Origin of the sequence: Haloferax massiliensis, assembly GCF_001368915.1 — an archaeon.
Classification (GTDB): domain Archaea; phylum Halobacteriota; class Halobacteria; order Halobacteriales; family Haloferacaceae; genus Haloferax; species Haloferax massiliensis.
This window is the reverse complement of the sequence record NZ_CSTE01000005.1, coordinates 205,294-219,549: the sequence shown is the minus strand read 5'-3', so window position 1 is coordinate 219,549 and position 14,256 is coordinate 205,294. Positions and strand designations below refer to the sequence as shown.

12 protein-coding genes are annotated in these 14,256 nt (G+C 69.0%); 4 read left to right on the top strand and 8 right to left on the bottom strand.

Annotated elements, in window-relative coordinates; translation table 11 throughout:
* Positions 1 to 26 precede the first annotated feature (26 nt).
* Complete coding sequence (locus BN996_RS17180; protein ID WP_089781098.1) at positions 27 to 1,325, bottom strand: carboxylate--amine ligase; 1,299 nt, start codon at positions 1,323 to 1,325, stop codon at positions 27 to 29.
* 372 nt (positions 1,326 to 1,697) lie between these two features.
* Positions 1,698 to 1,937 (bottom strand): DUF7120 family protein, encoded by a 240-nt coding sequence (locus BN996_RS17170; protein WP_058572429.1) that lies wholly within the window; start codon positions 1,935 to 1,937, stop codon positions 1,698 to 1,700.
* A 193-nt stretch (positions 1,938 to 2,130) separates the two neighbouring features.
* On the opposite strand from BN996_RS17170, the gene BN996_RS17165 reads away from it, so the two are divergent.
* A complete protein-coding gene (locus BN996_RS17165; protein WP_089781289.1) occupies positions 2,131 to 2,742 on the top strand; it encodes a hypothetical protein in 612 nt (203 codons plus the stop codon).
* 58 nt (positions 2,743 to 2,800) lie between these two features.
* Positions 2,801 to 3,565 carry a hypothetical protein gene (locus BN996_RS17160; protein WP_089781094.1) on the top strand — a complete coding sequence of 255 codons (765 nt, stop codon included), beginning with the start codon at positions 2,801 to 2,803 and terminating at the stop codon, positions 3,563 to 3,565.
* 44 nt (positions 3,566 to 3,609) lie between these two features.
* On the opposite strand, the gene BN996_RS17155 is transcribed toward BN996_RS17160, so the two are convergent.
* The 3 genes from BN996_RS17155 to BN996_RS17145 form a co-directional block, all read right to left on the bottom strand.
* Positions 3,610 to 5,394 carry an archaea-specific SMC-related protein gene (locus BN996_RS17155; protein WP_089781092.1) on the bottom strand — a complete coding sequence of 595 codons (1,785 nt, stop codon included), beginning with the start codon at positions 5,392 to 5,394 and terminating at the stop codon, positions 3,610 to 3,612.
* Positions 5,391 to 6,179, bottom strand: coding sequence for a rod-determining factor RdfA (rdfA, locus tag BN996_RS17150; RefSeq protein WP_089781090.1), 789 nt, complete (start codon positions 6,177 to 6,179; stop codon positions 5,391 to 5,393). The genes BN996_RS17155 and rdfA overlap by 4 nt, the downstream gene beginning before the upstream one ends.
* A gap of 68 nt (positions 6,180 to 6,247) precedes the next feature.
* Positions 6,248 to 7,021, bottom strand: a complete 774-nt coding sequence (locus tag BN996_RS17145; RefSeq protein WP_089781088.1) for a V-type ATP synthase subunit D — start codon at positions 7,019 to 7,021, stop codon at positions 6,248 to 6,250.
* Positions 7,022 to 7,128: 107 nt separating this feature from the next.
* Between BN996_RS17145 and BN996_RS17140 the strand changes: the two genes are divergently transcribed.
* A complete protein-coding gene (locus BN996_RS17140) occupies positions 7,129 to 8,112 on the top strand; it encodes an ABC transporter ATP-binding protein (protein WP_089781086.1) in 984 nt (327 codons plus the stop codon).
* Positions 8,109 to 8,960, top strand: coding sequence for an ABC transporter permease (locus BN996_RS17135; RefSeq protein ID WP_089781084.1), 852 nt, complete (start codon positions 8,109 to 8,111; stop codon positions 8,958 to 8,960). The genes BN996_RS17140 and BN996_RS17135 overlap by 4 nt, the downstream gene beginning before the upstream one ends.
* A 6-nt stretch (positions 8,961 to 8,966) precedes the next feature.
* Here the strand turns inward: BN996_RS17135 and BN996_RS17130 are convergent, their stop codons facing one another.
* From BN996_RS17130 to BN996_RS17120, 3 genes are all read right to left on the bottom strand, one after another.
* Positions 8,967 to 11,402: an amino acid permease gene (locus tag BN996_RS17130; protein ID WP_089781082.1), complete on the bottom strand. Its 2,436-nt coding sequence runs from the start codon at positions 11,400 to 11,402 to the stop codon at positions 8,967 to 8,969.
* A 123-nt stretch (positions 11,403 to 11,525) separates the two neighbouring features.
* Complete coding sequence (gene secY, locus BN996_RS17125; RefSeq protein ID WP_089781287.1) at positions 11,526 to 12,992, bottom strand: preprotein translocase subunit SecY; 1,467 nt, start codon at positions 12,990 to 12,992, stop codon at positions 11,526 to 11,528.
* A 161-nt stretch (positions 12,993 to 13,153) separates the two neighbouring features.
* Positions 13,154 to 13,876: a JAB/MPN domain protein-containing protein gene (locus BN996_RS17120; protein ID WP_089781080.1), complete on the bottom strand. Its 723-nt coding sequence runs from the start codon at positions 13,874 to 13,876 to the stop codon at positions 13,154 to 13,156.
* Positions 13,877 to 14,256 lie beyond the last annotated feature (380 nt).

Genomic DNA, 14,256 nt, shown 5'->3' with positions numbered 1-14,256 from the left:
CGCCGACCGAAAAAAGAGCGGTCCGCTCAGCGACCCCTGAAGTTGAGTCCCGGCGTCAGCGTGATGCCGGTCCTCGGCTCTTCCGATTCGTCGCCGCCGCGGTCGTGGTCGGCGGTCGATTCCTCCGCGCCTTCGTCGTCGCCGCGGTTGAACAGCGCGTGGTGCACGTAGCGGGCGAAGGGGACCGGGTCGTCGAGGCGCGCGAGGTCGAATCTCGGCTCGCGGTAGATGGACGACGCGACCTCCCAGACGGTCTTGAGGAACGACGGGCGCTCGACGAGCGGCGAGTCGTCGCGGCGGACGCTCATCACGTAACCGAGTTCGCCCCAGAGGTAGTGGGTGCCGACGCCGAGTTCGTACCCCGGTTCGATGCGGTGTTTCTGCCCGGTCGCCTGCAGCCAGTAGTAGTACGGGAAGTCGGCCCCGGCGCGGACGGTCGAGGGGAGCGACTGCCACATCCGGGGGTTGATTTCGATGAGTTTGAACTCGCCCGTCTCGGCGTCCTTGAGGTACTCGATGCACGCGAGGCCGTGCCACTCGATGTGGCCGAGGAGCTTCCGCGCGACGGATTCGAGTTCCGGGTCGTACACCGAGGTCCGGTAGACGCCGCCGCCGCCGGTGTAGGAGTTCCCGCGAATCTGGAGGTGCTGGAACGTCGCCAGCGGTTCGCCGTGGTCGTACAGCGCCGCGAACATGAACTTGTCCTCGGTCGGGACGTAGTCCTGTACGATGGGGTCGTGTTTCATCTCGGCGAATATCTCGTCTCTGTCCGGGCGGTCGCCGGGTCGGACGTGGTGGACGCTCTTGACGATGTCGTACTCGTGGGGGTCGTAGCCGTCGACGTACTCGCCGGCGACGACGTTGTACCGCGGCTTGATAATCGAGGGCTCGTCGAACGACTCGATTTCGCTGAACAGGCGGGTCCGCGGCATGGGAACGCCGGCCTCGACGGCGGCCTCGTAGAGGAGCTTTCGGTCGTGGACCCGGCGGAGCGTCTCGAAGTCGGGGACGACGAGGTCGACGTATCGCTCGAACTCGTCGCGGTACTTCGAGAAGACGTAGCCGTCTTCGGGCCGCGTCGGGATGACGGTCTTCACGTCCGGTCGGGCGGCGATGCCGACGAGGGCGTCCTTGTAGGCCACGAGGTCGTCTTTCGGGGCGGGGATGCGGACGAGTTCGTCGCAGAATCGGGACGAGGCCGCCGGCGTGTCGTCGTGTTCGGAGGCCATGACCGTGTGGATGCCCCGTTCGCCGAGCGACCGGACGCAGGTGTAGTTGCCCGACGGAACGAGTACCGAACCCCGGGCGTGCGCGCGCTTGGACATACCTGAACCGTCGCGCGATGACCGAATTAGTATGGGTCCGCTAACGGATTCGGGGCCGAAGACGGGGACGGGTTCGCCACGCCCGACTCGGTGGCCGGCGCGCCGGCGTCCGCCCGAGACGGGACCGGACCGCGCCGCCGCGCAAACGTCGCGCCGGTGACCGACCTGTGGGTTCGAACGCGACGGACCGGATTCGATTCCTGATAGTCGAGAAATTCGACGGTTTCGGGTCGGTTATCCACAGCATACCGGGGTGTTGGCGAGACTGCCGCGCCGCTCGATGACCTGCCGAGTCGGCGAGGCAGGCGCTCTCGACAGAAGAACAGTTCGGCGCGGTGCCGAGCGAGTCGACGCCTCAGGCGGCGGGCGGCCTCAGAGCACGTCGTCGTCGAGGCCGCCGGGGTCGCCCGCGGTGTCGAAGAGGTTGTTCTGGGCGCTCTGGACGAAGTCCGACTGGACGCCGCCCTCGTCGTCGACGGGGGCACCGTAGGCGTCCATTCCCATCGAGAGGAGCTCCTCGACGGCCTGTTCTTCGCTGATGAACTCTTCGTCGACGAGCTGTTCGAACTCGACGAGCAGTTCGTCCGGGAGATTGACTTCTACGACGGGCATAGAATCGCGTTCGTGCTCGACATACTTGAGCGACCGGGTGTGAGTAATCGCGTGTTGTGGCCGCAATCGGTCGCCGCGACTGACACTCCGGGTCGAACGGCAGTCGCAACCGCGTGAATTATCAGCGCCCGCTCGGACCCTCCACGCGACGAACGGCGTCGATTCCGCGACGCCGGTGACCGAGAACATCGACGTGACCCGCGACACAGACCCGGCGACCGACGACGACGCCCCCTCAGAGAGCGACGAGCTCGGCTGGCTTCCGGAGCGCGTCGAGCTGCCGAGCGACGAGTGGGTCATCTACCCGCCCGGCGAGCCGCGGCCGGCGAACTTCGCGCTCCGCTTCGAGAAGGCCGTCCCCGCGGTGCTCGTCGGCATCGACCCCGGCGACTCGCTGGGCGTGCACGTCCTCCCGCATCCGGGTGGCCTCTCCGTCTCCGCCCGGTTCGGCGGCCTCGTCGACGACTCGCTCCGCGAGTTCGAGCCGCCGGCGTCGGACGACGAGCGCGAGGCGGTCGCCGCGTGGGCCCAGACGTGGGTCGAGCGCGTGGACGACCGGGCCGAGCGGGCGCGCATCCGGACGGCCTGCGCGCCGGTTCCCAACGCCGGCGACCGCGTCTCGCGGGCGCTGTTCGACCACTTCGGGAGCGCGGACGCCGTCGCGGCCGCGGTGCTCGAACGCGACACCGCCGCGCTCAGGCGCGCGTCGGGCGTCGCCGAGCAGACGGCGACCGACTTGGTCGTCCACTACGGCACCGACGCGGAGTGGGAGCACTACCGCCGCCACCGCGACGCCGCCCCGTGACTCAAATCGCGATTTGACTCTCGCGTAGGGTTATTCCCGTCCGCGACGATTACCGAGTATGTCCCTGACACGACGCACCTTCCTCGGTTCGACCGCCCTCCTCTCGTTCGGCCTCCTCGCAGGCTGTGTCGGCGACGGTGGGTCGGACGACGGAACGACGACCGACGGCGAGACGACGACTGACGACGGAACGACGACCGACGGCGAGACGACGACTGACGACGGAACGACGACCGACGGCGAGACGACGACCGACGAGCCGACGGACACGACAGACGACCTCCCGGACGGAAACGGCACCGACGACGGGACCGGCGGCACCCGCCCGTCCGGCGGCCCCGGAATCTCGCTGGTCGGCGTCGACGACGCGCCCGACGTGCCCGTCGAACACGACGTCGAGATAACGGAGGACCTCGCGACCGACGAGCACCCGCCGCAGGTCCGCATCACGCTGACGAACACCGGCGACGAGACGGTCGAGGTCGGCGAGGGGAGAACCGTCTTCTTCCAGTACGTCTCGGACACGACGAACGACCTCATCTTCCTCCCCGCGGACGGCGAGTACCCCGCCGAGGCGGGCTGTTGGCGGCTCGAAGACCACATCGCCGTGACCGATGAGTACCGGGTTCTCTCGCTCGAACCCGGCGAGTCCCGGTCGGAACTGGTGGACCTCTACGGCGTCGCCCAGTCCGAGAAAGAAGAAGCGAGCTGTCTCCCGGTCGGCGAGTTCCGCTTCGAGGCGGACTTCGCCACCGGCGGGCTCTCGGGGTCTGACGACGAGCGGCAAGAAGCGACGTGGGGGTTCTCGCTCGCGCTGGAGTGAGGACCGCGGGTACCGAACACGCCCCAACGCCGTCGAATCGGGGGCTACTCGGCTCCCTTTGCGGCGGCCGAGTCCGAGACGACCGACCAGTCCGAGGGGTCGATGTCGCGGCCCTCGACGGCGCTGTGTTCGGGATACGCCGTCATGACGAGATACGTCGCTCTCCCGGAGAGGTAGTCGGTCAGCCGACCGAGGTTCTCGTCGGCGATGCCGCCGAGGCGGTCCACGAGCATGACCGGCACGCGCTCTCCCACGTCGAACGCCTCGTAGCCCGCCAGCGCCGTCGCCAGTCCGAGGAGTTCGACCTCGCCCTCGCTGAGCGCGTCGAGCGACGCCTCGCGCCCGTCGCGGGCGACGACCAGTTCGAACTCGCTCGTCAGCCGCGCGCTCTCGAACCCCGTCTCGAACAGCGGGACGATATCCCGAATCGAGGCGTCGAACGCGTCTTGTGTCTCTTTCTTTACCTCTTGTTTCCGCCGCCGGAGACGGGTTATCTCCTCGGTGAGCGACTGTCGCTGTGAACGCAGTGATTCGAGCGTTTCGGCTTTTGTCTCTACAGATTCGAGCTCTGATTTCGCGTCGTCGAGACGCGCTTTCGCGTACTTCAGATCGCTTTCGATATCGGTCACCTGTCCGACGTCTGATTCGATTCGTTCGCGGAGGTCGTCGATGCGCTCGGCGAGTTCGGCGTCGCGTTCGCGCGCGTCGTCGAGGCGGCGTTCGAGGTCCGACCGGCGCTCGCGTAGCTCCCGAACTTCGGTCCGAAGCTCCCGTTCGCGCCGCCGTCGCTTCTCGCGCGTCTCGACGCGCTCGGTGAGTTCCTCGACGCGCTCTCGGCTGGCTTCGGCCGCCGTGGTTCGGCGTTCGATACGCTCGGCGAGCTCGTCGAGCCGCTCGGTCACCGACGACGCGTCCGTCTCGGCACCGCAGACCCAACACGCGAGTTCGTCGTCGACGATGGCGTGTGTCACGTCGGTCAGCAGTTCGGTCCGGTCTTCGGCCACGACGCGGCGGTTCGCGTCGTAGACGCCACGCAGGAGTTCGATATCGCGTTCCTGTCGGTGGAGTTCCCGCTTCGCCGCGTCGAGTTCGCGCGCCAGTTCCTCGTCGTCTTCCACGTCGAGTCCGTCGAGTTCCTCGCGGCTCGATTCGAGTTGTTCTCGCACCCGCTCGGCGGTCGATTCGAGCCGGTCGATTCGGCTCTGGACGCGGGAGCGCTCCGCGCGGGCGTCGCTGAGCGCCTCGCGCGTCTCGTCCCCGCCGGCGGCGTCCGCGGACGCCGCGCGCTTCGCCTCCAACTCCTCGACCTCGGCTTCGAGTTCCGACACCCGCGAGACGAGCGTCGGCAGGCGGTCGGCGGCGTCTTCGGCCTCGGAGAGCGCCTCGTCGACCCGGTCGCGCTCGCGGCGCGCCTCGGCGATGTTCGCGTCGATGTCCTCGAAGTCGAGCGGTCGCGTCAGGAGGGGTTCGAGGTCGTCGCCCTCGCGGACGGCCCGCCGAATCTCGTTTTCCTCGCCGAGGAACGCGAACAGGTCGGCGCAGACGCGGTCGGCCTCGTCGGACAGATACGGCTCCCCGGTCGTCCGGACGCGCCCCCCGTCTCGGGTCAACTCGACCGCGCACTCCCGTTCGTCGGTCGAAAGCGAGACGCGCCCCTCGGTCGCGCCCTCGGTCAGCGGCGACGCCGTCCCGAGGGCGGTCGCTATCGCGGCGAGGAAGCTCGATTTCCCCTGCCAGTTGCTCGCGCGGACGGCGTTCAACCCCGGTTCGAGCGTCGCGCTCCCGCGCCGAATCCCGGCGACGTTCTCCACGTCGAGCCGCCAGCTCATGCCATTCCGACGGCCGCGACGAGTTCGAGCGCCGCCCCGGAGAACTCGCCGAGCGCGAGGCCGGCGCTGGAGAGCGCACCGATGGGGAGCACCGCCCGGAGCCGCCCGCCCGAGTCGGCCCCGCCGTCGGGCGCGACGCCGGTCTCGCGGACGGCCTCCTCGGCCATCTCGTCGGCACCGACGTGGTGCTCCTGACAGACGAACCCGCGGTCGAGCGCGTCTTCGAGCGGGACCCGCGTCGGGCACTCCGCGCAGGACACCTTCACCTGCACGTCGACGCCGGCGTCTCCGGCTCCGGCGAGTCGCCCTTTCTTCCCCAGGGACGCGAGCGCCGACTCGGCTTTCTGTCTGACCGTCTCGCGCGCGATGTCGACGCTGTTTCGCTCCCAGTCCGAGGACGCCTCGACGGTCGGCTTCTCGCCGTCGAGACAGTCGTTGAGGTGGCGTCGCATCGTGCTCCACGACGCCATCGCGCCCGTCAGCTCGTCGGCGTCGATGCCGTCGGTGGCGAGGTCGGCGGCCACGTCGCCGTAGTCGAGGTCGTCGTCGCCGACGAGGGCCTCGTACTCCGCGTCGAGGCGCACGTCGGTCACGTCGCGACCGTTCCGCTCGTAGACGCGCGCGAGCAGTCGCTTGTTGAACCACGTCGTGAGCGACTTGTACCCCTCGCTTTCGCCGCCGTCAGCCCCGGTCCACCGCGCCAGCAGATAGTCGTCGATGGAGTCGTACCTGCCGGTCGGCGCGGCGAGCCCGTACCGTTCGATTGCCACGTCGACCTTGCACATTGTCTCGTTGCACGAAACTGGTGGCGCGACGGTAATAAGACTACGCTTGGCGGACGGATGGCCCCGTTTCAGTCGTCGTCGCGGCCGCGTTCGTCTCGTCGTCGCGTCTCCGCTCCTCGCTCGGCTTCCCGTCGCTCGGCTTCCCGTTGCTCGGCTTCTCGGTACTCGTTTTCCTGCCGCTCCGCTTCTCGCCGTTCTGCTTCCCGTCGCTCGTTGCGCCGTTTGGTCCGGAACTGTCGGAAGCGCTCTTCCTGTTCGCGCTCGTCGAGGTACCGCCGGATGTATCGTTTCTCCACCTCCAACTCCGGGATGAGCCGCTGGGTGAGGTAGTTGACGCGGAGCCGAAGCCGTCGAATCTCCGCGAGGAGGCGCAGGAGGACCGCCCGCATCTCCGCCAGTCTGACGACGTCCTCCACGACCGACTCGTAGGACCCGACGAGTTCGTCGTCGAGCGCGCTCGTGCCGAGGACGCCGTACCCCCGCCCGTCGAGCGACCGCCGCGCCGACGTGCTCATGAAAAACGGGACGGTCAGCCCGACGAGCTTCGTCTCGGAGACGATGAGCTCCGTGTGGGAGTCCCGCGCCTCCGACAGCGCGCGAAGCGCGATTTCGCCCTCCCGCTCAGCGCCCTGCACGTGGAGCTCCGCGGCGTCCCGGAACGCCTCGTCGGTCTCGCGGCGGAGTTCGGTCCACCGGTCCAAGAGGTCGAGGAGGACGAAGATGAGGCCGTCGCGCCGCCGTTCGAGGATGTGTTTCCCCTTCCGCGCGAGAGCCAACTCGTCCGTCACCGAGAGGAGTTCGCGGTTCGTCGGGGCCGTCCGCCGGTGTCGCCGATTTGGCATTGTCTACGATATGGTCTCCCCGACGGTTGATATAGTTGTGTCACCGATACGTAGCCGGCCAATTTGACAAGGACTAAGCCCCTGTCACTACCGACTCGAACACGAGTATGTCCAGACACGCGGCCGCCGAGTCGACGCGCCCGGCGGTCACGGCGACGGCCGTGAGGAAACAGTACGGCGACACCGTCGCGGTTCGGGACGTGTCGCTCGACGTTCGCAAGGGGGAGGTGTTCGGTCTCATCGGTCCGAACGGGGCCGGGAAATCGACGCTCATCGGTCTGCTGACGGGGACGCGAGTCCCGACCGAGGGCTCGGTTCGGGTGTTCGGCGAGTCGCCGACCGCGGTCGACCGCTCGCGGATGAGCGTGCTCCCCCAGGAGTTCTCGCCCCACCGGCGGCTCACGGGCCGCGAACTCGTCTCCTACTACGCCGGGCTCTACCCGGACCCGCGACCGGTCGACGAGGTGCTCGACCGAGTCGGCCTCGACGCCGGGGACGCGGCGACCGCCTACACCGACCTCTCGGGGGGCCAACAGCGCCGCGTCTGCGTCGGCGCGGCGCTCGTCAACGACCCCGAACTCCTGTTTCTGGACGAGCCGACCACCGGCATCGACCCGGCGGGCCGCCGCGACGTGTGGGACCTCGTCGACTCGCTGGCCGACGGCGGGACCGCCGTCGTGCTCACCACGCACTACATGGCCGAAGCCGAGCACCTCGCCGACCGCGTCGGACTCCTCACGGACGGCGAACTCGTCCGCGTCGGCCCGCCCCGGGACCTCGTCGAGCGCTTCGGCGGCGAAACCCGACTCGCGGTCCGGACCGAGCGCCCCCGCGCGCTCGACCTCGACGCGACGCCCCTCGACGGCCGCCGGTACGGCGACTACGAGTACCGCTTTTTCGACGCCGGTCCCGACGACCTGACCGCGATGCTCGACCACCTCGACGCGGCCGACATCGCCTACGAGGAGGTGAGTCTCGTCCGCCCGACGCTGGAGGACGTGTACCTCAACCTCGCCAGCGAGCGCGGCCACGGCTGCATCGCCAGCGCCGGTCCGGCGGGCCTCGCCGGGAACGCTGAGGTGACCCGATGACGACGACCGAGACGGGCGGAGCGGACGAGACGGCCGCGGCGGCCGAGACGAGAGAGGCGGCCGACGGCAGTCAGGCTCGCGGGTTCGCCGAGGCGACCCGCCGGGTCCGCGCGGAGGCCGTCGCCGAGACGCGCGCGTTCCTCCGGCGGCGGACGGCCGTCTTCTTCACGTTCTTCTTTCCCGTCTTCATCGTCCTCATCTTCGGCGTCCTCGTCAAGACCGGCGCGACCGGCGGTCTGTTCTCCCGCCCGGACGCGTACTACCTGCCCGCGTACCTCGGCGTCGTCGTCGTGTTGACGCCCCTGTCGCGGGTCGGGAGCACCGTCGCGCGAAACCGGGCGTCCCGACGCTTCGAGAAGTTGGCGACGACGCCGCTGTCGCGTCTGGAGTGGCTCTCCGCGCACGCGGCCGTGAACGTCGCGCTCATCGGCCTCGCGGGCGTCCTGCTCGTCGGCGTCCTCGCCGCCGTCGGCGACCTCGGCGCGGCCCCCTCGCTCGGCGGCGACGCGCTGGTCGTCGCCTTTCTCGTCGTCGGCATCGCCCTGTTCTGCGGGCTCGGCTCGCTCATCGGCTCGCTCGCGGACTCCGAGGACGGCGTCATCGCCGCCAGCAACGCCGTCGGCATCCCGATGGTCCTCCTCGCGGACACGTTCGTCCCCGCGTCCAGACTCCCGGCGGCGCTCCGCCCGGTGGTCGACGCGCTCCCGCTCACCTACTTCGCACGCGGCGTGCGCGCCGCCGTCGCCGGCGGCGAGCTCCCGACCGCGCTCTCCGACCTCGCTATCCTCTGCGGCTTCGCCGTCGCGCTGTTCGCGCTCTCGGCGCGACTGCTCCCGTGGCGCGAGTGAGACCGCTCACTCGTCGCCGTTCCGGACGTGGTAGTCGTCGCGGCGGCGCTTGAACCACCGCGTCATCCACGAGATGACGCCGAGGTCGCGCTTCGCCATGATGACCGTGCTCGCGGCGTCGCGGCCGACCGTCTCCGGAATCGCGCCGAAGACGAGCTGCTGGAGCAGCCCCTCTCTCGTCGCCCCGATGACCGTCAGGTCGAACTCCTCGGTCGCGGCGACGATGGCCGTCGACACGTCCTCGCCCTCGCGGACCGAGGTCGTCACCCTGACCTCGTCGTCGCCGACCGCCGCGGCCGTCGAATCCACCCGGCGCTGGGCGTCCTCGCGGTCGCTCTCGTCGGCGCCGGGCGCGACGACGTTCATCACGTGAATCTCGGCGTCGTTGGTCCGCGCGATGGCGCGGCACACCTCGGCGGCGAGTTCGGCGAGCGGGCCGCCCGCGGTCGGCAGGAGAATCGAGTCCACCTCGCCGTCCGTCGGGCCGATACGCTCGACGAGCACGTCGCAGGGGGCCTTGGTCACGACCTCGTCGACGTTGCTCCCGAGGATGTAGTCGCGGCGGCGACCCCGGCCGCGCCAGCCCATCAACACCACGTCGCTGTCGTGTTCCTCGATGGTGTTGAGGATGGCCGTCCCGGCGTCGTGGCCCAGCCTGACCGTCCCGCTGACGGGCACGTCGGCGTCGGTCGCTAGCTCCATGACCGACGAGATGGTCTCGCGCTTCTCGTCGACGAACCGCCGCCCCTCCGAAATCGGCGTCTGCGACGGCACCTCGACGGCGCTCATCACGAGAATCTCTGCGTCGCGGTCGCGGGCCACGTCGATGGCGGTCCGCATCAACTGCGCCGCGTTGTCGGGGTTGGCAATCGGGACGAGCACCTGCGACTCGCGCCGCTCGGGGGCGCGTTCGGTCACGACGGTCGGGGTCTCTTCTTCGAGCTTCTCGGCCTCCTTGCCCTCGGAGTAGCCGTAGTACACGACGAGCCCGAGCGCCATCCAGACGGCCGTGGTCACGAGCGCGACGAAGCCCTCAGACCCCGCGCCGAGCCCCGGCGTCAGCCCGAGTTCGAGGAGCAAAAACGGCGTCAGGATGAACTGGAGGACGATGCCGATGAGCGGGGGCCACGGCATGTACGGAATCTCGTACGTCCGCGGGAGGTCGGGGTGGGTCGCCCGCATCTTGACGACGGTCCAGTTCACCTGAATGAACAGGAAGATGAACATGATATCGGCGGCGGCGGCGACGCTCTCGATGGGGAGCAACACGGCCATGAGGCCGATGAGGACCGCCGAGAGGCCGATGGCCCAGTGGGGCGTCCGCTTGTCGCCGTGGATGCGCCCGAAGAAGCCCGGGAGGACGCGGTCGCGGCCCATGGCGAACGACACCCGCGACGAGGAGTAGATGGTCGCGTTGAGCGCGCTCATCGTCGCCGCGAGCCCGGCGAACAGGAGTAGCGGGACGCCGTACGGGACGAACTGCCCGGCGGCCTCGATGATGCCGAGTTCGCCGAGGTTCCCGAGGACCTGCCACGTCGGCGCGGCGGTCGTGAGCCCCGCGCGACTCGCCAGTTCGGCGGTCACGTCGATGCCGCCGATGGCCGCGAAGGCGACGAGGACGTAGATGGGGACCACGATTGCCATCGAGTAGAACACCGCCTTCGGGACGTTGGTGCCGGGGTCGACGACCTCCTCGCCCGACTGGACGATAATCTCGTAGCCCTCGAAGGCGATGTACGTGAAGCCCATCGCGCCGATGACGCCGACGAGGCCGTTCGGCGCGAACGACGGACTGTCGAGGAACGTCGCGGTCCAGTTCGGCTCGCGCACCGTCGCGAGGATGCCGAACGCCACGAAGACGCCGAGGATGAGAATCTTGATGGTCGTGACGACGACGCCCGCCTTCCCCGTCTCCTCGGCCCCGCGGTAGTTGATGTACGCGAACGCGAGCACCATCACGACCGCGAGCAGTTTCTCGACGAGCAGGCGGTCGAGCAATCCGAACAGGACGAACCCGTCGGGCAGGCCGGCGAACACCACGAAGAACTCGGTGAGGAAGACGCCGAAGGTGACCGCGTAGAGCGCACAGGCGACGGCGTGGGCGAACCAGCTCATCCACCCGGCGTAGAAGCCGTTGGGGTCGGCCAGCGCCTCTTTCACCCAGAGGTAGCCGCCGCCCGCCTCGGGGAACGCCGCCCCGAGCTCGGCGTAGGAGACTGCGGTGAACATCGCCACCAGCCCGTTGAGTATGAACGCCACCGTGAGCGCCGGGCCGGCCAGCCCCGCCGCGAATCCGGTCAGCGCGAAGACGCCCGCGCCGATCATCGCGCCGACGCCGATGAACGTGATGTCGGCGAGGCTCATGTCGCGCGAGAGTTCCGTTTCCACCGACTCCTCTCCGGGTGCGTCGCCGCCCCCAGCGGTCGATTGCGTGTCGGCCATCAGGTGGACTCTCGAAGGGCGGACAGAAAAACCCCGATGGGTGACGGCTCGGATTCGAGCCGTCGTCGCCGGGTTCTCACCCGCAGAATACGGGTCTCTTTCGACCGGGTGCGGCTCGGCGCGCTAGCCGCCGAACATCGTCCGCATCATGGGATGCATCTCCATGAGCTGTTCTTCGGCGATCTCCTCGTACAGCTTGTACGTGATGGAGACCGTGAGGAGGAGCGAGGTCCCCGAGACGCCGCCGATGGTGCCGAGCATGTTCGCCATGACGGCGAGCAGGCCGACGAGGACGCCGCCGACGACCGTCACCTGCGGGATGTACCGCTCCATGACCCGCTCTATCACCTGGGGGTTGCGGCGGAAGCCGGGAATCTGCATCCCGGAGTTCTGAATCTGCCGCGCGGTCGCTTCCGGCCCCATGTCGGCGGTCTCGACCCAGAAGATGGAGAAGATGGCCCCGCCGACGAGCATCAGCGTCAGGTCGATGACGACGCGGACGAGAATCTGCCACGGCTCCTGCGACGCCGACCCGAGCCACCACATCCACTGGCTGGGCGCGTGAATCGGGTTCAGGTAGTAAAACAGGCCGCCGGTGACCTGTCCGCTCGTGTACTGGCCGAGCCACGCCGGCATGCCGGCCCACTGGCTGTTGAGGATGCGCCCGAGGAACTGGACGTTCGCCTGCAGCGCGCGGACGAAAATCATCGGCAGGACGCTCGCGTAGATGAGCTTCACGGGGAAGCGGCCGCGAGCGCCCTTCACGCGGGCGTGCGAGAGTGGAATCTCGACGCGGACGCTCTCGGCGTAGACTACGATGCCGAAGATGAGAAGCGTCGTGAGGAGCGGGACGATGCCGCCCACGCCGAACAGGAGCGCCTGTATCCCGCCCGCCGTCGCGAGCGACGGGACCGTCTCGGTCCCGGCGAGGACGTGGACCCACTCGGAGACGATGCCGGTCGTCGACGCGCCGATGGCGGGGTCGGCGAAGAGGCCGCCGACGAGACGCTGGCTGACGCCGGCGATGATGAACAGGCCGACGCCGGAGCCGACGCCCCACTTGCTGACGACCTCGTCCATGAACAGCACGAGCGCGCCGCCGGCGAATATCTGCGCGAAGATGAGCCACTTCACGCCGACCGCTCCGACGCCGAGGGCGCTCGCGACCGCCGGGTCGGCCGGGAGGTAGCCCCCGGCGAAGACGATGGGGAGGCCTTGGAGGGCGATCATCCCGAAGACGAGCAGTTTCTGGAGGCCCTGATAGAGGATTTGGTCGCCCGGGTCGTCCGTGTCGAGGCCGAGCAAGTCCCCGCCCTGTAGCAGTTGGAGGACGATGCTCGCGGTGACGATGGGACCGATACCCAACTGGAGGATGGTCCCCTGTCCCCCGCCGAGGATGGAGCGGAACTGCCCGAAGATGTCCTGACTCCCCGTCCCGACGCCGAAGAGCGTGACGTTCGTCAGGAAGAAGTACAGGACGAGAATGCCGGCGGTCCAGCCGAGCTTTCGGCGGAACGGGACGTGGCCCTCCGGGCGGGCCACGGCGGGCATCCGACTCAGAACCGGTGCTGCGGTGTCTTTCCAACTCATGGTCGAGTGCGAGTGGCTGTTGGCGATTGCATGGTCTGTCGCGCCGACCGGCGTCGTCACTACGCGAGCGGCGTCCGCACGGGACGCCGTCGCTGTGCTCGCGAATCGGCGGTTCAATCAGTCGTGGCCAGTCGTCGCGTATAACTGTATCGATGCGGTGACTATCCGTCCGCCGACGTCGGTGCCGACGGGGACGCCGCGGAACCGGCCGTCGGAACCGACTCGTCGAACGACTCCCGCGGTTCGGCGTCGACGACGCGGAGCGGACGCCGCCGCCCCGCCCGGTCGAACGCGGCCACGCAGTCGTCGTCCCACGGCGGGACCGCGACGAGGACGACCTCGCGGAGCGTGTCGCGCTTCGTCGCCGCCAGCGGCCCCCACGGGTGCGAGACGAACTGCCCCGGCGTCCGCCCCGGCGCAGTCGAGAGGTCGACGCCGAAGACGCCCCGGACCGCCGCGCCGGCGCTCGGGTGGACGAAGTGGCTGAACACCGGTCGGGTCGCGTCGAGCGACTCCGCCCCGTCTAACTCGCCCGCGGCGGTCGTTCCGAGCGACAGCGATTCGCGGCTCGGCTCGGCGCGCGCCGCCCGGTCCAACAGCGCGTCGAGCAGTCCGCGAGTGACGTAGACCGCGTGGCGCGTCGGGTCGCGTTCCGGGCCGACGCGCCGCCGAGTGCGACGCGGCCCGACGAGTCGGGTGGCGACGGCGACCCACCAGAGGCCGACGCCCAGCACCTCGGCGTCGCTCGCGGCCTGTAGCTCCCACGGGGGATGCGGTAGTCCGAGTCGAAGCGTCGTGACCTGCACGGCGAGTCCGAGGAGGACGAGGACGGCTCCGAGCGCGGTGACGAGGCGAGTGAGACGGGCGACGGAATCGCGGTTCATCGGTGTGCTGTGGTCGGGCAGTCGCGGTGTCGTTTTCGGTTTGGCAATCGCTTAGTGGTTGTCTGCTGTTTCAGAGCGTTACTCCTTGAAAAAGACTATAAGCGTCCACGCGAAACCCCCGATTGCCGTGTTCCACGGCCACGAAGCGGCCAACCGCTACCCATCGTCTTCGATCCGATAGCACCCCTCGGTGGTTTAGCCTGCCCGGTGTCGCCACCGTTGACCGCTTCGACACGCGACACCCCATCCGACGCAGTCCCCTTGTTTCGGCATCGCGTCGGCGGGTGCGCGCTCGACAACCATGACGAGTACACAGCCCCGATTGCCGGTCGAACGCTCGCTCGCGCGAACGACGCTCGGCGTCGACCTCGCGTCGGCGG

Bases quoted from the DNA above. Each gene is read 5' to 3' on its own strand.
- rdfA (WP_089781090.1), bottom strand. From the start codon at position 6,179: ATGTGCAAGGTCGACGTGGCAATCGAACGGTACGGGCTCGCCGCGCCG.
- BN996_RS17135 (WP_089781084.1), top strand. From the start codon at position 8,109: ATGACGACGACCGAGACGGGCGGAGCGGACGAGACGGCCGCGGCGGCC.
- BN996_RS17180 (WP_089781098.1), bottom strand. From the start codon at position 1,325: ATGTCCAAGCGCGCGCACGCCCGGGGTTCGGTACTCGTTCCGTCGGGC.
- BN996_RS17145 (WP_089781088.1), bottom strand. From the start codon at position 7,021: ATGCCAAATCGGCGACACCGGCGGACGGCCCCGACGAACCGCGAACTC.
- BN996_RS17160 (WP_089781094.1), top strand. From the start codon at position 2,801: ATGTCCCTGACACGACGCACCTTCCTCGGTTCGACCGCCCTCCTCTCG.
- BN996_RS17155 (WP_089781092.1), bottom strand. From the start codon at position 5,394: ATGAGCTGGCGGCTCGACGTGGAGAACGTCGCCGGGATTCGGCGCGGG.
- secY (WP_089781287.1), bottom strand. From the start codon at position 12,992: ATGAGTTGGAAAGACACCGCAGCACCGGTTCTGAGTCGGATGCCCGCC.
- BN996_RS17120 (WP_089781080.1), bottom strand. From the start codon at position 13,876: ATGAACCGCGATTCCGTCGCCCGTCTCACTCGCCTCGTCACCGCGCTC.
- BN996_RS17140 (WP_089781086.1), top strand. From the start codon at position 7,129: ATGTCCAGACACGCGGCCGCCGAGTCGACGCGCCCGGCGGTCACGGCG.
- BN996_RS17130 (WP_089781082.1), bottom strand. From the start codon at position 11,402: ATGGCCGACACGCAATCGACCGCTGGGGGCGGCGACGCACCCGGAGAG.
- BN996_RS17170 (WP_058572429.1), bottom strand. From the start codon at position 1,937: ATGCCCGTCGTAGAAGTCAATCTCCCGGACGAACTGCTCGTCGAGTTC.